Below are 17,766 nucleotides of genomic sequence, written 5' to 3' on the forward strand. Positions count from 1 at the left end.
TAAAGCGTAATGGATAAACAGCTTCTGGAAACAACCGTCAGCAAAGTGCTGGATGAAATGCGTGAGCGCCCTATTCCTCTGGGTGTTTCCAACCGTCATATCCATCTTAGCGCTGAAGACTATGCCCGGCTTTTCCCTGGTCAGCCAATCAGCGAGAAAAAAGCGCTGCTCCAGCCTGGGCAATATGCGGCCGACCAGACCGTCACGCTTATTGGCCCTAAAGGTCAGTTAAAGAATGTGCGTCTGCTCGGCCCCCTTCGCCGTACCAGCCAGGTTGAGATTTCCCGCACCGATGCCAGAACATTGGGCATCGCTGCGCCGCTGCGCATGTCGGGAGACCTTAAAGGAACGCCAGGCATTCGTCTTGTTAGCCCCTTCGCCGAGCTGGATCTCGCATCCGGCGTGATTGTCGCCCAACGCCACATTCATATGTCACCGCTTGATGCGTTGATATTTCGCGTTGCGCATGGCGATAAAGTTTCTGTCGCTATTGAAGGCAATGCGCGCAGGCTAATTTTCGACAACGTCGCGATTCGTGTCTCTGCGGATATGCGTCTTGAAATGCACATCGACACAGACGAAGCCAATGCCGCAGGCGCCGACAGCCCGGACGCGTTTGCCACTCTGGTTACACCGCGATGAACGGCGAGATGTTGCAGCGCATTATTGAGGAGGTCATTTCCCGCTTGCAGCGTCGGGCGGAAAGCACGGCCACGCTCAGTATTTCGCAACTGCGGGAGGCCGATTCCCGCGCGCTGTTTTGTCAGTATGCGGCGCTGCATATTGTGCAGGCAGATCTGCCTTCGCTGACGTATATCGCAGAGCAGGATGTCGACGACCCTGTAGCGAAGAAAGTCCATGACGCACTGGCATCAGGTATTCGTCTACAGATATCCCTGCACCATCGCCTGTTGCCGTCGCTGCCGGTGAAAAAGCTGGCGCGTCTGCCTATCAGGCTGGTCGATGAACGAGGGCAAACAATCTGCCTGCATCCGACCACTCTTTTGAGTTACGCCGACGTCGCCCTACTCGCGGGGCAATTACTGGTGCTGCGTCGTCGCTGTGTCGTCACCGCTCTGGCCCGTGAAGCCGCCAGCGCGCGGAATATTCAACTTATTAAGCAGGAGTGAACCATGCATCTGGCACGAGTCACAGGCGCGGTGGTATCCACGCAAAAATCGCCCTCTCTGGTTGGGAAAAAACTTTTGCTGGTACGTCGGGTAAGTGCCGATGGAGAGCTTCCCGACCCGCCCATTACCGGAGATGAGGTTGCCGTCGATTCCGTCGGCGCTGGCGTGGGTGAACTGGTTTTACTCAGCAGCGGCTCCAGCGCCAGACATGTTTTTTCCAGCCCGAACGAGGCCATCGATCTGGCCATTGTCGGCATCGTAGACACGCTTTCTCATTAAGGAGCGGATGATGGCGATTTATACCCGAACAGGAGATTCCGGCACTACGGCCTTATTTACCGGCCAACGGGTCAGTAAAACGCATCCACGCGTCGAAACCTACGGCACGCTGGATGAACTCAATGCAGCGCTAAGTTTATGCGTTTGCGCCACAACCTGCGCGCAACACCGCACGTTGCTCGAATCTATTCAGATGCAGATATTCTGGTTTAGCGCCGAACTCGCCAGCGAAAGCAAGCAGCCGTCGCCGGAGCAGCGCTATATCAGCGCGGAAGATATTGCCGCGCTTGAAGCGGCTATTGATACCGCGATGGGACGCGTTACGCCTTTACACAGTTTTATTTTACCTGGCCGTTGCGAAGCCGCGAGTCGCCTGCACTTTGCCCGCACGCTTGCCCGTCGGGCTGAAAGACGTCTGGTCGAGCTGTCGGCAACCGCCAGCGTCAGGCACGTCCTGATGCGCTACATCAACCGCTTATCTGATTGCCTGTATGCGTTGGCGCGCGCCGAAGATCATGACGCTCATCAGAACAACATCATTCGGGAGGTCACTGAGCGCTACCTGGCCTCAACCCCGGCCTCTGTCGTCAAGGAGTCCTCTATGGCCCTCTCTTTTCACGAGCTTCATCAGTTAACTCGTTCAGCGGTGGCGCGGGCGGAGGCGCTTCAGGTCCCTGTGGTCGTCAGCATTGTGGATGCCAACGGCACCGAAACCGTGACCTGGCGTATGCCGGACGCTCTGCTGGTGAGCAGTGAACTGGCGCCAAAAAAAGCCTGGACCGCCGTCGCCATGAAAACAGCCACCCACGAACTGGCCTGCGCCGTTCAGCCGGGCGCTTCGCTCTACGGTCTGGAAAGCCATATGCAGGGGAAAGTCGTCACTTTTGGCGGCGGATTCGCGTTATGGCGTGATGGTCTGCTCATTGGGGGTCTTGGCATCAGCGGCGGGAGCGTTGAACAGGACATGGATATTGCACAAGCCGCCATTGCGGCAATTAACGTGAGAACACATCAATGAATACTTCTGAACTGGAAACCCTCATCCGTAATATTTTAAGCGAACAGTTGGCGCCTGCGCAGGCCGAAACGCAAGGACACGGTATTTTTCAGTCCGTCGGTGAAGCGATAGACGCGGCGCATCAGGCTTTCTTACGTTATCAGCAGTGTCCGCTCAAAACGCGCAGCGCCATTATCAGCGCCCTGCGCCAGGAGCTTACGCCGCATCTTGCCACGCTGGCGGCGGAGAGCGCAGCGGAAACGGGGATGGGAAACAAAGAAGATAAATTCCTTAAAAACAAAGCCGCGCTGGATAACACGCCAGGCATTGAGGATTTGACAACCACGGCCCTCACCGGCGATGGCGGCATGGTGCTGTTTGAATATTCACCGTTCGGCGTCATTGGTTCCGTCGCGCCCAGCACCAACCCTACCGAAACCATTATTAACAACAGCATCAGTATGCTGGCTGCGGGCAACAGCGTTTATTTCAGCCCGCATCCTGGCGCGAAAAACGTCTCACTCAAATTGATCGGCATGATCGAAGATATCGCTTTCCGCTGCTGCGGCATCCGCAATCTGGTCGTCACTGTCGCAGAACCGACTTTTGAGGCAACCCAGCAAATGATGGCGCATCCCAATATTGCGGTGCTGGCTATTACTGGCGGCCCCGGCATTGTTGCGATGGGAATGAAAAGCGGTAAAAAGGTCATTGGCGCCGGGGCGGGCAATCCGCCCTGTATCGTTGATGAGACCGCCGATATCGTCAAAGCGGCCGAAGATATCATCAACGGCGCAGCGTTCGATTACAACCTGCCCTGCATCGCAGAAAAAAGTCTGATTGTCGTGGAGAGCGTCGCCGAGCGCCTGGTTCAGCAAATGCAGGCTTTCGGCGCATTGCTGTTAAACGCTGCGGATATCGATAAATTACGCGCCGTCTGCCTCCCGGAAGGTCACGCGAATAAAAAACTGGTCGGGAAAAGCCCGGCCGCCATGCTGGAAGCCGCCGGTATTGCCGTTCCCGCAAAACCGCCGCGTTTGCTTATCGGTATCGTCAGTGCCGACGATCCGTGGGTAACCAGCGAACAGTTGATGCCAATGCTACCCGTCGTGAAGGTCGATAATTTCGACAGCGCGCTGGCACTGGCGCTAAAAGTTGAAGAAGGCCTGCACCATACCGCCATTATGCACTCGCAGAATGTCTCTCGCCTGAATCTGGCGGCGCGCACCTTACAGACCTCTATTTTTGTGAAAAACGGCCCTTCCTATGCCGGTATCGGCGTTGGCGGCGAAGGGTTTACCACCTTTACCATCGCCACCCCGACCGGCGAAGGGACAACCTCGGCACGCACATTTGCCCGTTCCCGTCGCTGCGTACTGACCAACGGCTTTTCAATTCGCTAATGAGGTCGTTATGAATACGTTTTCACTACCAACCCGATTGTACAGTGGCAGAGGAAGTCTGGATGTGCTGACGCGTTTTACAAACCGTCATATCTGGATTATCTGTGATGGATTTCTGGCGCAATCACCGCTGATCAATACGCTGCGCGACGCCCTTCCAACGGATAATCGCATTAGCATATTCAGCGACATCACCCCGGACCCTACCATCGGTACGGTAGTGCAAGGTATTGCGCAGATGCATGCCCTGCGACCGGATGTAGTCATCGGCTTTGGCGGGGGATCGGCGCTCGACGCGGCAAAAGCCATCGTCTGGTTCAGCCGTCAGTTCGGCATCGAAATTGAAACCTGTGTTGCAATTCCCACCACCAGTGGCACCGGTTCCGAAGTCACCAGCGCATGCGTCATTAGCGATCCAGAAAAGGGCATTAAATATCCGTTATTTAATAAAGCGTTGTATCCAGATATGGCTATTCTCGACCCGACGCTGGTTGTCACCGTTCCGGCAAATATTACCGCCAACACGGGGATGGACGTCCTGACGCATGCGCTTGAAGCGTATGTGTCTCCGCACGCCAGCGACTTCACTGACGCGCTGGCGGAAAAAGCCGCGCAAATCGTCTTTCAGTATCTGCCCGTTGCGGTCAGGAAAGGGGATTGTCTGGCTACCCGTGGGAAGATGCACAACGCCTCAACGCTGGCGGGAATGGCGTTTAGTCAGGCTGGACTGGGGCTGAACCATGCTATTGCCCATCAGTTAGGCGGCCAGTTTCATCTACCGCACGGGCTTGCCAATGCGCTGCTGCTGACATCGGTCATCCGCTTTAACGCCCACGATCCTCGGGCGGCAAAACGATACGCAAGACTCGCGAAAGCCTGTCAACTCTGCCCCGCCAGCGCAAGCGAGACGTCATGCCTCAATGCGCTGATTCATCAGATTGAGCAGCTCAAAACACAGTGTGCGATTCCTTCATTCGCCCAGGCGCTTAAAGAGGGACGACAGGCGTATTCACAACGAATCCCGATCATGGTTCAGGCGGCGCTGGCTGATGTGACGTTAAGAACCAACCCGCGTACCGCCGATGCCAGCGCGATCCGGGAACTTCTTGAGGCGTTGTCATGAATACCGTCAGCGCCATTGAACAGGATAGCTATGATGCGCAAACCATACGCGATCGAGTACGTGCTGCGGGCGTGGTTGGCGCCGGGGGGGCGGGTTTTCCCGCCCACGTCAAACTACAGGCGCAGGTTGAGATCTTTTTGGTTAATGCTGCTGAATGTGAACCGATGCTCAAGGTTGATCAGCAATTAATGGCGCAGCAGCCCGCGCGCCTGATTCGCGGCGTGCAGTACGCCATGAAGGCAACCGGCGCACGCGAGGGGATTATTGCGTTAAAAGAAAAATACCACGATGCGATTGAGGCATTAACCCCCCTGCTACCTTCCAGTATCAGGCTGCATATTTTACCGGATGTCTACCCGGCCGGGGACGAAGTGCTGACCATCTGGATGGCGACAGGCCGACGCGTTCCGCCTGCGGCGTTACCGGTGAGCGTCGGCGTGGTGGTCAATAATGTTCAGACCGTACTGAATATCGCCCGTGCGGTAGAACAACAGTATCCCGTAACGCGCCGCACTCTTACCGTTAACGGCGCGGTTGCGAGGCCGCTGACCGTCACCGTTCCTGTCGGTATGCCTTTACGCGACGTTTTAGCACTTGCAGGCGGCGCCACCGTTGATGACCCCGGATTGATTAACGGCGGCCCCATGATGGGAAGCCTGGTGACATCGCTGGATTCACCGGTGACAAAGACCACCGGCGGCCTGTTAGTGTTACCAAAAAACCATCCCTTGATTCAGCGGCGAATGCAGGATGAACGCACCGTTTTGTCTGTTGCAAAAACCGTTTGCGAGCAATGCCGGTTATGTACTGATTTATGCCCCAGGCATTTGATCGGCCATGAGTTATCTCCCCATTTACTGGTACGCGCGGTGAACTATCAACAGGCCGCGACACCGCAACTCCTGCTTAGCGCGCTGACGTGTTCAGAATGCAATGTTTGCGAAAGCGTGGCATGCCCGGTGGGGATCTCCCCCATGCGCATTAACCGCATGCTGAAACGTGAGCTACGGGCGCAAAACCTCCGTTACGAAGGCCCGCTGAATCCCGCCGATGAAATGGCGAAATATCGGCTGGTGCCGATTAAACGATTAATTACCAAACTGGGGCTCAGCGACTGGTATCACGACGCGCCGCTAACGGACGTCGCCCCTTCAACAGACAAAACGACGCTGCTCTTGCGTCAGCATATTGGCGCCAGCGCCGTTCCCTGCGTGCAAAAAGGTGAACGCGTTGTCCGTGGACAGTGTGTCGCCGATATGCCATCTGGCGCGTTAGGCGCTCCCGTTCACGCCAGTATTGACGGCATTGTCAGCGACATTACTGAACACGCCATCACGGTTGTAAGAGGTTAACCATGTCTCAGGCTATAGGTATTTTAGAACTCACCAGCATCGCTAAAGGAATGGAAGCAGGCGATGCCATGCTGAAAAGCGCCAGCGTCAATTTACTGGTCAGTAAAACAATCTGTCCGGGTAAATTTTTACTGATGCTGGGCGGCGATGTCGGTGCGGTACAGCAGGCCATCGAAACGGGCACATCGCTGGCCGCAGACATGCTCGTGGATAGTCTGGTGCTACCGAATATTCATGCCAGCGTGCTGCCTGCGGTCAGCGGATTGAACAGCGTTGATCAACGTCAGGCCGTAGGGATCGTGGAAACCTGGAGCGTAGCAGCCTGTATCAGTGCCGCCGATCGCGCCGTTAAAGCCTCCAACGTGACGCTGGTGCGTGTCCATATGGCGTTCGGTATTGGCGGAAAATGTTACATGGTGGTGGCAGGCGATGTCTCCGATGTCAACAACGCCGTTACGGTAGCCAGTGAAAGCGCAGGCGAAAAAGGACTGCTGGTTTACCGCGCCGTGATCCCCCGTCCGCATGAAGCCATGTGGCGACAGATCGTGGAGGGATGATGGAAAAGCAACCGACAACGGAACGCATGATTCAGGAGTATGTTCCCGGGAAACAGGTGACGCTGGCGCATCTGATTGCTAACCCAGGCAAAGATCTCTTTAAAAAACTGGGTCTGCCGGATGCGGTGTCCGCTATTGGGATCCTGACCATTACGCCCAGCGAAGCCTCGATTATTGCCTGCGATATCGCCACCAAATCCGGCGCGGTCGAGATTGGTTTTCTTGACCGTTTCACCGGGGCCGTCGTGCTGACTGGCGATGTCTCAGCCGTCGAGTATGCGTTAAATCAGGTGACCAGAACATTGGGAGAAATGATGCGTTTTACCGCCTGCCCAATTACCCGGACATAACGCCATGAAACGCATTATGTTAATCGGCCCCAGCCAGTGCGGGAAAACCTCTCTTACACAGAGTCTGAACGGCGAAGCGCTTCATTACCAGAAAACACAGGCTATTGTCTGGTCGCCCGGTACGATCGATACGCCAGGCGAATATCTGGAGAACCGCTGTCTGTATAGCGCGCTGCTGGCAAGCGCCTGTGAAGCCGACATTATCGCGCTGGTTCTTAATGCCGATGCGCCGTGGTCGCCCTTCTCCCCCGGTTTTACCGGCCCAATGAACAAACCCGTTATCGGGATCGTCACCAAATCTGATTTGGCGGATTCGTCACGTATCTCATGCGTGGAAAACTGGCTGATTCAAGCCGGCGCGCAGAAAATTTTTGTCACCAGCGCGCTGATGAAATCCGGGATTGATGAAATGTTTGTTTTTCTGAGTGCTAAGGAACCCTTATGTCTCACAAAATAATGGCGATTAACGCCGGTAGCTCGTCGCTAAAATTCCAGTTGCTGGCAATGCCGCAGGGCGAAATGATCTGCCTGGGATTAATCGAACGTATCGGAATGGCGAACGCCAGAGTCACAATGAAAACATCCGCGCAAAAATGGCAAGAAACGGCCCCCATCGCCGATCACCGCGAAGCCGTTACCCTGCTGCTGGATAAGCTCCTCAGTCATCACATCATTAATACCTTACAGGATATTGACGGCGTGGGTCATCGCGTGGCGCACGGCGGAGAGTTCTTTAAGGATTCAGCGCGCGTGACCGATGAAACGCTCGCTCAAATTGAGCGTCTTGCCGAACTGGCCCCGTTGCATAACCCGGTTAACGTGCTCGGTATTCATATTTTTCGCCAGCTGTTACCCTCAACGCCTTCTGTGGCCGTATTCGATACCGCCTTTCATCAGACGCTGGACGAGTCGGCCTATATTTACCCCCTGCCCTGGCGTTATTACGCCGAGCTGGGTATTCGCCGCTATGGTTTTCACGGTACCAGCCATAAATATGTCAGCACGGCATTAGCTGAAAGACTGGGCGTCCCGCTCAGCGCCTTACGCGTTATTTGCTGCCATCTGGGTAATGGCAGCAGCATTTGCGCTATCAAAGGGGGGCAATCCGTCAATACATCAATGGGATTTACGCCACAATCAGGCGTGATGATGGGAACCCGTAGCGGAGACATCGATCCCTCCATTCTGCCCTGGATTGCAGAACGTGAAGGGAAGACGCCCCAGCAGCTTAATTATTTATTAAACAATGAGTCGGGGCTGCTGGGCATTTCCGGCGTTTCGCATGATTACCGCGACGTTGAGCAGGCCGCCGATGGCGGAAATCGCCGGGCGGCGCTTGCGCTTACGCTATTCGCTGAGCGCATTCGCGCGACAATCGGCAGTTATATCATGCAAATGGGCGGTCTGGATGCGCTCATTTTTACCGGTGGAATCGGCGAAAACTCCGCCCGTGCCAGAGCGGCAGTCTGCCATAATCTGCATTTCCTGGGGCTGAGTATTGATGAGGAAAAAAACCTGCGCAACGCTACGTTTATTCAGGCAGAAAACGCAGTGGTGAAAGTGGCGGTCATTAATACCAATGAAGAGCTTATGATCGCGCAAGATGTGATGCGGATTGCGTTAAGTGACAAGGTCACATTTGACGTTTCCGCCTGATTTTGCCCGACTGCAACTTGCGGAAAATCATGGTAATAGCGCAATCGCCGTGACACTATGCGCCGAGGATTGCTGACCAGAAAGGTGAAAACGTGGCTGTTGCGCAATGCCCCGCGTCATGCGGAGAACTTATCCAGGGCTGGATTCTGGGCAGTGAGAAACTGGTCTCCTGCCCTGTCGAATGGTACAGCACCGTGGAAGTAAGCTCGGGCGCTCCCCTTGCGGATGAACGGCCCCTTTCACGCGCAATGGTCAATCGGCTACTGGAATACTGGCGCTACCCTGCGCAGTGGAGCCAGGAGATTCGGATCGCAGTGCATTCCACCATTCCCGTCGCCAAAGGGATGGCCAGCAGTACCGCAGATATCGCGGCAACGGCGGTCGCAACCGCACACCATCTGGGGCATACGCTGGATGAACCCACGCTTGCACATCTGTGTGTTTCGCTTGAACCCACCGACAGCACCATTTTCCGTCAACTGACGCTTTTCGATCACAATGACGCCTCTACGCAAATAGCTTGTGAAGCGCAGCCACAGCTTGATCTTTTAGTCCTCGAAAGCCCAATAACGTTGCGCACGGCGGATTATCACCGCATCCCCCGACTGGAACGTCTGCATGCGGGGGCAGTGATGTTGCAGCAGGCATGGGAAAGGGTGCAGGAAGCCTGCATAACGCAAAACCCTCGTCGGATGGGGGAAGCCGCCACGCTCAGCGCTATCGCCAGCCAACAACTGTTACCAAAGCCAGGCTTTGATGCCCTGCTGGCGCTGGTGGAAGCATGTGATTTATACGGCCTGAATGTGGCGCACAGCGGAAGCGTTGTCGGGCTGATGCTGGACAGGCAGCGCCATGACGTTGACCATATTAAGTGGGAACTCGCACAACGAAAACTGACGGAACACTGGCCCGATCAGCATTTGCTGAAGATGGTCACTGGCGGGGTTGAATTGCAGTGAGGAACACGCGGCGTTCCCCACTGCCACAGGCTGTTACTCTGCTTTTGCGTCGCCGTTTTTCATTTCGCCCATCGCTTTCAGCTTTTTAGAAATGTCGCGGCGTTCTTTAGAGATTTCTGCGTTTTTGATGATGTAATCATCAACGCGGTCCTCATAGTCGCTCTTCATGCTGGCGATGATGCCCTGGATCGCTTCAACGCTCATACCTGGCTTGATGTAATCGCTCAGGTTGTCCAGCAGCAGAACACGCTTCTGGTTGTCACGGATCTTTTTCTCAACGTCCTGGATTTCACGTTGCAGTTTGTTCTTACGGCGGAACAGACGAACAAATTCCAGTACGTCCTGGAAAGAAGGCTTGTTGGTTTCCATTTTTACACCCCTGATAATGTGAGATTCGGATTCGTTTAAGCAACCGCTATACGTTAGGGTAAACATTACTTTTAGCCGTTGCAGATGACAATGGTTTTATCCTTTTTCAGTATCATACCCTTAATCGGTGCTGAATCGAAGCAGCAGCCGAATCACGAGCGTCATCTGCTTTTTATTTGCGCAATGCCCGGCAGATCAAATGGGAGAGCAGCTCCAGTTGCCGCGCCGTCTCCATACTTAGCCAAACATAGCCATGAATAGGCGTTTCAGCCACGGTATTGCCATGATGCTCGTTTATCAACTGGCGCAGCTCCGCGACAATCTCATTGAGTTTTTCCGTGTTTGCCAGTACCGGTTGCGGGTTGCCTTCGAACAGCGCATGGGCGATGGTGAGTAACGTTTGCTGCGTCATTTGCTGCGTTTCGCGCAGCGTGTGCGCATTCAGCATCACAAAATGGCTGGCACGAGATGCCCAGTGTGCATTAATTTGCAGCTCAAGCATACAGACCAGATTGCGGTTCACGGTTTGAATCGCTTCGAATATCGACTTTTGAATGCGGGTTTCTTTACTGGCTGGCGTAATCAGCCCACGCATTTTGACGACGTCGCTCAGCAGTTTCTGTAAATGCTTCTCCAGCCGGGGACGCTCTAACAAATTTGGCGACAACGCGGCCTGATAGACCCGATTGTACGCCGTCACACAATGCGCCATCTGAATGCGCCAGTGTAAAAATGCGCGTTGCGGCCAGATGCCGGTGAACAGCATCGCCAGCAGCGAACCTAAAATAACATCCCCGCCGCGCCACAATGCCGTGTTCATGTCGCCTGCCGGCGCGCCTACCACCACGGCGAGCGTGATGCCGATCAACAGAGCCTGATACGGCTTTTTCCCTAACGCCAGCCAACCGCACAAGAACATTGCCGCAGCGCACCAGATCAACATCAGCGGGAGGGAAAAAAGCTCCAGACGTAACGCTACAAGACCTAATACCGACCCCAGAATCGTGCCGCCAATGCGCTCAAACGCACGGGGAACCACGTTCCCCCAAAAGGAGATCGGCCCCATAATGACGACCAGTGTGATCAGCGGCCAGGTGCCTTCCGGGATGTTGAACAGTCGAACCAGCAGGAAAGTGAGAATAAACGCCAGCGCAATGCGAATGCCGTGTATAACACGATAATGGCGATATAAACGAATTTCAAAGGGACTCAGCGATTTATCAGCCCGCACTCACGCACTCCGTCTGGAAATGACCAAAAAACGAATTGTACCCGCTTTTGCAGCGAAAATATCACTATAGCGGACAGGACTCGCACGTAAACTGCCCCGTCACGACGCCTATCCGCCGGGTACTGCGTACAATTTACACAGGGCTATTTCGACTGTACGGGTACATACATTTCAATGTCCCAGTACCCGTCTTCCGTTCCATTGTTAAGATAGACCTCAAAACACGGTTTAGCCGCTATCTGGTAGTGATTGTCCTGTAACAGGCTATTGAAAAACTGATACCAGGGCGTCGCGAAATCATGATTCTCAACGCGCGCCACCGCTGTCGCATACTGCCCGCCGGCGATCTCCGTCAGGATGACGCCTTCGCTATTTTTCGGAATGGTGAAATTATCCGGGACAGACACCACCGTATCGCAGCGGAGTTTTTCCGCCGGAACCTCATCTGGATTATCGTAGTAAACCGCGATCCATTCGAGCGGAACAACCTGATTCCCGTCAACCCACATCATGAGTTGTTCAAAACCTTGCTTCACCGTTTTTTCCCACGGGCCAACCATGTGAAAACCGGCGATATTACGCTTCTCTGCCTGCCTGATTTCGTAGTCCATACTGCCTCCGATAGTTTCACTGAGACTGATAGCACACCGTCGACCTGATGGCGCTGCGCGTATCAGGTCGACGGTGTTCCATAATGCATTGAAGTCAGCGCCGGATAAGGAAGCGATGTCCCCTCCGGCAAATCTTATACTGTATATAAACACAGCATAAGATTTTGCATATAAAGGTCACAAGGAAATCATGATGAGTATGTGAGCAGACTCGCACTCTTACCAGTCTGCCGTGTCAGAAAAGGGGGTTACGCCTTATGGTGGAAGTAATCGCTCAGTCGGGAAAAAACGCCGCCTTTGCCAACAGACTCCAGCGTCACCAGAGGCCAGTGCGCCACCAGTTTATCCCGATCGTATAGCTCAATTTCACCGACCCGCTGATGTGCGGCAATAGGTGCTTCAAGTTCTTTTTTATCAAGGGCATACCGGGCCTTAATATGCGGAATTTCGGTTTTCGGCAGCGCCATCCAGAAATCCTGCTCGGTGCCCAGAGCAATATTTTCTTTATCGCCGTACCAGATACGTTCCGTGCCAACCTGTTTGCCACTACGTAAAATTTGTACCGTATCGAAATTTTGCTGCCCCCATTGCAACAACTTACGTGCCTGATCTTCGCGCCCTTTCGCGCTTTCCGCGCCCATCACAACGGCGATAAGACGACGCTGCCCGTCCACGGCTGAGGCAATCAGGTTAAAACCCGCGCCGGAGGTATGGCCGGTTTTCAACCCGTCGATATTCATGGTTTTATCCCACAGCAGTCCGTTACGGTTCTGCTGGGTAATACCGTTCCATGTCAGGCTCTTTTCACTGTACATATGATAAAACTCAGGCTCACCGTGAATAATGGCGCGGGACAATACCGCCAGATCATAGGCTGAGCTGTGCTGGCCTGGCGCATCCAGTCCGTGTACCGTTTCAAAATGGGTATCCTGCAATTTCAGGGTTTCAACGTAGTGATTCATCATGGCGACGAACTGCGGTTGCCCTCCGGCGATGTAATCCGCCAGCGCAACGCAGGCATCGTTTCCAGAGTCAACAATCAGCCCCCGGCTGAGATCCCGAACCGAAACGCGCTCCCCTTGTTTCAGAAACATTAATGAAGATCCCACAAACACCGGGTTGTCTTTGGCCCAGGCATCACGTCCAACGGTTACGATATCGTCCGGGCTAATACGATGGCTGTCGATAGCGCGATCGACAACATAGCCGGTCATCAGCTTGGTCAGGCTGGCCGGGTTACGCCGCTGATGTTCATTACCTGCGGTCAGAATTTGACCCGTGGTGTAATCCATAAGTACCCATGACCCTGCCTGAATGGCCGGAGGCTGGGGAGAAAAATCTGGCACATTGGCGGCCAGAGCGGAAGAAAGATTCATCGCGAGAAGTGAAGCGGCAATAAACAAACGGCGTTTCAACACTATTTCCTCAGGAAAGTCATAATTTGCCGTTCTTTTTACGGAAGTTCTGATAAACAAACAGGGATAAATTGCAAGAAAATGTGACATAACGCACGTTTTTCTATGCAGTGCCGGGCAGCGTAACCTTAACGCTCCCAATAACGACTCAGAAGCTGATAACACCGCCAGGATTTGATACCCTGCTGCGCAGAACCGCGCAAACGCACAGTAACGGATAGAACTGAACAATGAATGACGGCAAGCAGCACCCTACCTTCCTGTTCCACGACTACGAAACCTTCGGGACTCACCCGGCGCTGGACAGACCCGCACAGTTTGCCGCCATCCGCACGGATAGCGACTTTAATATTATTGGCGAACCTGAAGTCTTTTACTGCAAGCCCGCCGATGATTACCTGCCTCAGCCAGGCGCTGTGCTCATCACCGGGATTACGCCGCAGGAAGCGCGCGACAAAGGAGAGAACGAAGCCGCCTTTGCCAGACGTATTCATTCACTGTTCACCGTGCCAAAAACCTGTGTCATCGGCTACAACAATGTCCGTTTTGATGATGAAGTCACGCGTAACATTTTGTATCGCAACTTCTACGATCCCTATGCCTGGAGCTGGCAGCACGACAACTCGCGCTGGGATTTGCTGGATGTGATGCGCGCCTGCTATGCCCTGCGCCCGGAAGGCATAAACTGGCCGGAAAATGACGACGGATTGCCCAGCTTCCGCCTTGAGCACTTGACCAAAGCCAACGGGATCGAACATGCCAACGCGCACGATGCAATGGCAGACGTGTACGCCACCATCGCTATGGCGCAACTGGTGAAGTCGCGCCAGCCGCGTCTGTTTGACTACCTTTACACGCATCGCAACAAACATAAACTGGCGGCGTTGATCGATGTGCCGCAAATGAAACCGCTAGTACATATCTCCGGTATGTTTGGCGCCTGGCGCGGCAACACCAGCTGGGTTGCGCCGCTGGCCTGGCATCCAGAAAACCGCAACGCGGTCATTATGGTGGATCTGGCGGGCGATATGTCGCTATTACTGGAGCTGGACAGCGATACCCTGCGCGAGCGGTTATATACCGCTAAAGCCGATCTCGGCGATAACGCCGCGGTTCCAGTAAAACTGGTACACATCAATAAATGCCCGGTACTGGCTCAGGCTAATACGCTCCGCCCGGAGGATGCCGATCGCCTGGGGATTAACCGTCAGCACTGTCTCGATAACCTGAAAGTGCTGCGCGATAATCCGCAGGTACGCGATAAGGTTGTGGCAATCTTCGCTGAGGCCGAGCCGTTTACGCCGTCTGAAAACGTCGATGCGCAGCTATACAATGGCTTTTTCAGCGACGCCGATCGTGCCGCCATGAAAATCGTGCTGGACACCGAACCGCGCAATTTGCCCGCGCTGGATATTACGTTTGTCGATAAGCGGATCGAAAAACTGCTGTTTAACTATCGCGCCCGTAACTTCCCGGGGACGCTGGATGAAACCGAACAGCAACGCTGGCTGGAGCATCGTCGTCAGGTGTTTACGCCAGAGTTTTTGCAACGGTATGCGGAAGAGTTACAGATGCTGTATCAGCAATATGCTGACGATAAAGAGAAACTGGCATTGCTGAAATCACTCTGGCAGTACGCAGAAGAGATTGTCTGAGGAGCCACGCGTCGCTTTTGCCGGATGGCGGCGTAAACGCCTTATCCGGCCTACAGATTTTTGCATAAAAAAACCGGAGAACATGTCTCCGGTTTTTTACCTGTGAAAGGTCATTTCATTACTGTGCGATATCTTCGTACTGCGGTACCGGATTGCGGAAGCTTTTGGTCACGCAAGCCAGATACACCAGGCCAATACCCGCCCAGATCAGACCCAGAGTCATTGAGCTTTCTTCCAGGTTGATCCACAGTGCGCCAACAGTCAGCGCGCCGCACACCGGCAGAACCAGATAGTTGAAGTGGTCTTTCAGCGTTTTGTTGCGCTTCTCACGAATCCAGAACTGGGAAATCACGGAGAGGTTCACGAAGGTAAACGCCACCAGTGCACCGAAGTTGATCAGCGCCGTCGCCGTAACCAGATCGAAGTTAATCGCCAGCAGTGCGATCGCGCCAACCAGCAGCACGTTCCACGCCGGAGTACGCCATTTCGGATGAACGTAGCCGAAGAAACGCGTCGGGAATACGCCGTCACGACCCATGACGTACATCAGACGGGAAACGCCCGCGTGTGCCGCCATACCGGATGCCAGTACGGTCACGCTGGAGAAAATCAGCACGCCCCACTGGAAGGTTTTACCCGCAACGTACAGCATGATTTCAGGCTGTGATGCATCCGGGTCTTTAAAGCGCGAAATATCCGGGAAGTACAGTTGCAGGAAGTAAGACGCCGCGATAAAGATCAGGCCGCCAATCAGCGCCGTCAGGAAAATCGCGCGCGGAATAACGCGCTCCGCGTCTTTGGTCTCTTCAGACAGAGAAGAGATTCCGTCAAAGCCGAGGAACGAGAAGCACAGGATTGTCGCACCGGTAATCATCGGCACAACGTGCGCGCCTTCAGACCAGAATGGACGGGAACTTACCAGCGTACCCGCACCTTCGCCGTGAGACACGCCGTAGATAATCAGGCCGACGATCACCGCTACAATCCCCATTTGCAGAATAACAATCAGGGTGTTGAAGTTAGCGACGGTCTTGATGCTGCGCAGGTTAGAGATGGTCATAAAGGCCACCAGCGCCACCACAAAGATCCACGACGGCACTGTCGGCACCAGCGCTTCAAAATAAATTTTCGCCAGCAGAATGTTGATCATCGGCATGAACAGGTAGTCCAGCAGCGATGACCAGCCCACCATAAAGCCTACGGTCGGGCTGATGGATTTCTGGGCGTAAGTGTACGCGGAGCCAGCGGACGGGAAACGACGCACCAGTTTACCGTAGCTCAACGCAGTAAAAAGAATCGCGATCAGCGCAAAGGCATACGCCGTCGCAACGTGACCGTCAGTGAGGCCTGAGACGATACCAAATGTATCGAACAGCGTCATCGGCTGCATATAGGCAAGACCCATCATTACAACCGGAATCAACGTAAGCGTCTTACGTAATTCCACGCGAGAGGTGTTTGGAGTAACGTTATGCGACATGGTCATTCCCCTTTACGGCGAATGCCGTCGCGTAAGCAAAAAATTGCCCCATTTTCTGGATTCCTCAGCGACAACAACTGTCGGTTTTTAGTAAGTATCTATCCGGTACGAAGCCCGGCCTCTTTTATTGAATGATTGGTTTGATGCAAAAAAATAACCGACGCGTATTAAAACGTCGGTTAATGTCATTTTTTGCAAGCGGCGCATTGTGCACTAAATTAAGGCGAAATGACAAGAGAATGAGAGCCCCGTCAAAAAATATTTTTTATTAACTGTTTGATTTCCCAGCATCCCCCATTGTATAGACGCCAGCAATAGCACTATTTGCTAAAATTTTATCTCGCCACCACGCGCTGGCCAGTCCGGCCGTCTGTTCGTTCCAGCCCATCCACACCGGCTCCGACACGATCTGCGCCGCCACGTTCTTCTCAATAAGCGCACCGCTGTCCAGAAAGCGTTGCGCCAGATAGCGCGGTAAATACCCACATCCCAGGCCGCTGATTTGCAGTTCCAGTTTGGTTTTAAAATCAAAAACCGTTATGGCTTCCTGATCATCAAGCAATTGCGCGCTTGCCGAACATGCCGGATGCGTCTCATCGCCGACCACAATCGCGCGGAACCGTTTTATTGTGCGCCGACTCAACGGCTCTTCTTCCTGCACCAGTGGATGATGCGGGGCAATCGCAAAAACCTGCTCAAGCTCTCCCAGACGCGCAAAACCGAAACCACTGGCGTAGGGTGGATCGTGCATTGCGCCAACGATGATATCTGCCCGCCCCTGCGTCAGCGCCTCCCAGGAACCGCCCAGTACGCCATTTATGAATTTCAGGCGCGTTACGCTGTGATGTTGGTAGAAGGATTCAATGAGGGGAGTAAGGAGAGAAAAAGGAAACGTATCGTCCACACCGATGACCAGTTCGTTCTCCCAGCCTTCGTGAAGTTTGATGGCCTGCTTTTCCAGTTCGCGCACGGTATGCAGAACTTCCCGGCCTTTTTCCAGCAGCATCTGGCCGGTGCGGGTAAATTTAGCCCGATGCCCGCTGCGATCTAACAGTTGGATATTCAGATCGCTTTCCAGTTTATGGACGGTATAGCTGAGCGCTGACGGCGTCTTAAACAATTTTGCCGACGCCGCCGCAAAGCTCCCCTCTTTCTCTAACGCATCGAGAATCATCAGAACGTCCAGCAGTGGTTTCATA

At 54.0% G+C, this 17,766-nt stretch carries 19 protein-coding genes and 1 pseudogene; 13 read left to right on the forward strand and 7 right to left on the reverse strand.

Annotation, left to right across the window (positions count from 1 at the left end; all coding sequences use genetic code 11):
* The first annotated feature begins 9 nt into the window (after positions 1-9).
* From OGV79_RS17890 to OGV79_RS17945, 12 genes are all read left to right on the forward strand, one after another.
* A complete protein-coding gene (locus OGV79_RS17890; protein ID WP_012131764.1) occupies positions 10-642 on the forward strand; it encodes a phosphate propanoyltransferase in 633 nt (210 codons plus the stop codon).
* Positions 639-1,130 (forward strand): microcompartment protein PduM, encoded by a 492-nt coding sequence (pduM, locus tag OGV79_RS17895; protein ID WP_198447536.1) that lies wholly within the window; start codon positions 639-641, stop codon positions 1,128-1,130. Before OGV79_RS17890 ends, pduM begins: the two co-directional genes overlap by 4 nt.
* Before the next feature lie 3 nt (positions 1,131-1,133).
* Complete coding sequence (locus OGV79_RS17900) at positions 1,134-1,409, forward strand: EutN/CcmL family microcompartment protein (protein ID WP_047462697.1); 276 nt, start codon at positions 1,134-1,136, stop codon at positions 1,407-1,409.
* Between the two features lie 10 nt (positions 1,410-1,419).
* Positions 1,420-2,427 carry a two-domain cob(I)yrinic acid a,c-diamide adenosyltransferase PduO gene (gene pduO / locus OGV79_RS17905; protein WP_286468851.1) on the forward strand — a complete coding sequence of 336 codons (1,008 nt, stop codon included), beginning with the start codon at positions 1,420-1,422 and terminating at the stop codon, positions 2,425-2,427.
* Complete coding sequence (gene pduP / locus OGV79_RS17910; RefSeq protein ID WP_012131760.1) at positions 2,424-3,809, forward strand: CoA-acylating propionaldehyde dehydrogenase PduP; 1,386 nt, start codon at positions 2,424-2,426, stop codon at positions 3,807-3,809. The genes pduO and pduP overlap by 4 nt, the downstream gene beginning before the upstream one ends.
* A gap of 10 nt (positions 3,810-3,819) precedes the next feature.
* Positions 3,820-4,932: a 1-propanol dehydrogenase PduQ gene (locus tag OGV79_RS17915; RefSeq protein ID WP_286468766.1), complete on the forward strand. Its 1,113-nt coding sequence runs from the start codon at positions 3,820-3,822 to the stop codon at positions 4,930-4,932.
* Positions 4,929-6,284 (forward strand): 4Fe-4S dicluster domain-containing protein, encoded by a 1,356-nt coding sequence (locus OGV79_RS17920; RefSeq protein WP_286468767.1) that lies wholly within the window; start codon positions 4,929-4,931, stop codon positions 6,282-6,284. The genes OGV79_RS17915 and OGV79_RS17920 overlap by 4 nt, the downstream gene beginning before the upstream one ends.
* 2 nt (positions 6,285-6,286) lie before the next feature.
* A complete protein-coding gene (gene pduT, locus OGV79_RS17925) occupies positions 6,287-6,841 on the forward strand; it encodes a propanediol utilization microcompartment protein PduT (protein WP_012131757.1) in 555 nt (184 codons plus the stop codon).
* Positions 6,841-7,191, forward strand: a complete 351-nt coding sequence (pduU, locus tag OGV79_RS17930; protein WP_047462685.1) for a propanediol utilization microcompartment protein PduU — start codon at positions 6,841-6,843, stop codon at positions 7,189-7,191. The genes pduT and pduU overlap by 1 nt, the downstream gene beginning before the upstream one ends.
* Positions 7,192-7,195: 4 nt before the next feature.
* Positions 7,196-7,648: a propanediol utilization protein PduV gene (gene pduV, locus OGV79_RS17935; RefSeq protein ID WP_214143297.1), complete on the forward strand. Its 453-nt coding sequence runs from the start codon at positions 7,196-7,198 to the stop codon at positions 7,646-7,648.
* Positions 7,633-8,847 (forward strand): acetate/propionate family kinase, encoded by a 1,215-nt coding sequence (locus tag OGV79_RS17940; RefSeq protein ID WP_286468768.1) that lies wholly within the window; start codon positions 7,633-7,635, stop codon positions 8,845-8,847. The genes pduV and OGV79_RS17940 overlap by 16 nt, the downstream gene beginning before the upstream one ends.
* A gap of 92 nt (positions 8,848-8,939) precedes the next feature.
* Positions 8,940-9,806 (forward strand): L-threonine kinase, encoded by an 867-nt coding sequence (locus OGV79_RS17945; protein ID WP_275374950.1) that lies wholly within the window; start codon positions 8,940-8,942, stop codon positions 9,804-9,806.
* A 33-nt stretch (positions 9,807-9,839) separates the two neighbouring features.
* On the opposite strand, the gene OGV79_RS17950 is transcribed toward OGV79_RS17945, so the two are convergent.
* From OGV79_RS17950 to dacD, 4 genes are all read right to left on the reverse strand, one after another.
* Complete coding sequence (locus OGV79_RS17950; RefSeq protein ID WP_024130204.1) at positions 9,840-10,175, reverse strand: DUF496 family protein; 336 nt, start codon at positions 10,173-10,175, stop codon at positions 9,840-9,842.
* A gap of 172 nt (positions 10,176-10,347) precedes the next feature.
* Positions 10,348-11,406 (reverse strand): FUSC family protein, encoded by a 1,059-nt coding sequence (locus OGV79_RS17955; RefSeq protein WP_060816102.1) that lies wholly within the window; start codon positions 11,404-11,406, stop codon positions 10,348-10,350.
* A 143-nt stretch (positions 11,407-11,549) separates the two neighbouring features.
* Positions 11,550-12,017, reverse strand: coding sequence for a DNA gyrase inhibitor SbmC (sbmC, locus tag OGV79_RS17960; RefSeq protein WP_012131750.1), 468 nt, complete (start codon positions 12,015-12,017; stop codon positions 11,550-11,552).
* Between the two features lie 248 nt (positions 12,018-12,265).
* On the reverse strand, positions 12,266-13,438 hold the full coding sequence (dacD, locus tag OGV79_RS17965) for a serine-type D-Ala-D-Ala carboxypeptidase DacD (RefSeq protein ID WP_110494900.1): 1,173 nt from the start codon (positions 13,436-13,438) through the stop codon (positions 12,266-12,268).
* Positions 13,439-13,662: 224 nt separating this feature from the next.
* Between dacD and sbcB the strand changes: the two genes are divergently transcribed.
* Entirely contained in the window at positions 13,663-15,087 is a 1,425-nt protein-coding gene (gene sbcB, locus OGV79_RS17970; protein WP_286468769.1) for an exodeoxyribonuclease I, read from the forward strand.
* Positions 15,088-15,205: 118 nt separating this feature from the next.
* On the opposite strand, the gene OGV79_RS17975 is transcribed toward sbcB, so the two are convergent.
* From OGV79_RS17975 to OGV79_RS17985, 3 genes and pseudogenes are all read right to left on the reverse strand, one after another.
* A complete protein-coding gene (locus OGV79_RS17975) occupies positions 15,206-16,567 on the reverse strand; it encodes an APC family permease (RefSeq protein ID WP_024130202.1) in 1,362 nt (453 codons plus the stop codon).
* Positions 16,557-16,619 (reverse strand): membrane protein YoeI, encoded by a 63-nt coding sequence (yoeI, locus tag OGV79_RS17980; protein WP_099433339.1) that lies wholly within the window; start codon positions 16,617-16,619, stop codon positions 16,557-16,559. Before yoeI ends, OGV79_RS17975 begins: the two co-directional genes overlap by 11 nt.
* 161 nt (positions 16,620-16,780) lie before the next feature.
* A pseudogene (locus OGV79_RS17985) lies at positions 16,781-17,765 on the reverse strand (LysR family transcriptional regulator).
* Position 17,766: the final 1 nt, after the last annotated feature.

Origin of the sequence: Citrobacter sp. CK185, from assembly GCF_030333565.1 — a bacterium.
Lineage (GTDB): Bacteria > Pseudomonadota > Gammaproteobacteria > Enterobacterales > Enterobacteriaceae > Citrobacter_B > Citrobacter_B koseri.

Excerpts from the sequence above, each read along its gene's own strand:
- OGV79_RS17890 (WP_012131764.1), top strand. The coding sequence starts at position 10 with ATGGATAAACAGCTTCTGGAAACAACCGTCAGCAAAGTGCTGGATGAA.
- pduM (WP_198447536.1), top strand. The coding sequence starts at position 639 with ATGAACGGCGAGATGTTGCAGCGCATTATTGAGGAGGTCATTTCCCGC.
- OGV79_RS17900 (WP_047462697.1), top strand. The coding sequence starts at position 1,134 with ATGCATCTGGCACGAGTCACAGGCGCGGTGGTATCCACGCAAAAATCG.
- pduO (WP_286468851.1), top strand. The coding sequence starts at position 1,420 with ATGGCGATTTATACCCGAACAGGAGATTCCGGCACTACGGCCTTATTT.
- pduP (WP_012131760.1), top strand. The coding sequence starts at position 2,424 with ATGAATACTTCTGAACTGGAAACCCTCATCCGTAATATTTTAAGCGAA.
- OGV79_RS17915 (WP_286468766.1), top strand. The coding sequence starts at position 3,820 with ATGAATACGTTTTCACTACCAACCCGATTGTACAGTGGCAGAGGAAGT.
- OGV79_RS17920 (WP_286468767.1), top strand. The coding sequence starts at position 4,929 with ATGAATACCGTCAGCGCCATTGAACAGGATAGCTATGATGCGCAAACC.
- pduT (WP_012131757.1), top strand. The coding sequence starts at position 6,287 with ATGTCTCAGGCTATAGGTATTTTAGAACTCACCAGCATCGCTAAAGGA.
- pduU (WP_047462685.1), top strand. The coding sequence starts at position 6,841 with ATGGAAAAGCAACCGACAACGGAACGCATGATTCAGGAGTATGTTCCC.
- pduV (WP_214143297.1), top strand. The coding sequence starts at position 7,196 with ATGAAACGCATTATGTTAATCGGCCCCAGCCAGTGCGGGAAAACCTCT.
- OGV79_RS17940 (WP_286468768.1), top strand. The coding sequence starts at position 7,633 with ATGTCTCACAAAATAATGGCGATTAACGCCGGTAGCTCGTCGCTAAAA.
- OGV79_RS17950 (WP_024130204.1), bottom strand. The coding sequence starts at position 10,175 with ATGGAAACCAACAAGCCTTCTTTCCAGGACGTACTGGAATTTGTTCGT.
- sbmC (WP_012131750.1), bottom strand. The coding sequence starts at position 12,017 with ATGGACTACGAAATCAGGCAGGCAGAGAAGCGTAATATCGCCGGTTTT.
- sbcB (WP_286468769.1), top strand. The coding sequence starts at position 13,663 with ATGAATGACGGCAAGCAGCACCCTACCTTCCTGTTCCACGACTACGAA.
- OGV79_RS17975 (WP_024130202.1), bottom strand. The coding sequence starts at position 16,567 with ATGTCGCATAACGTTACTCCAAACACCTCTCGCGTGGAATTACGTAAG.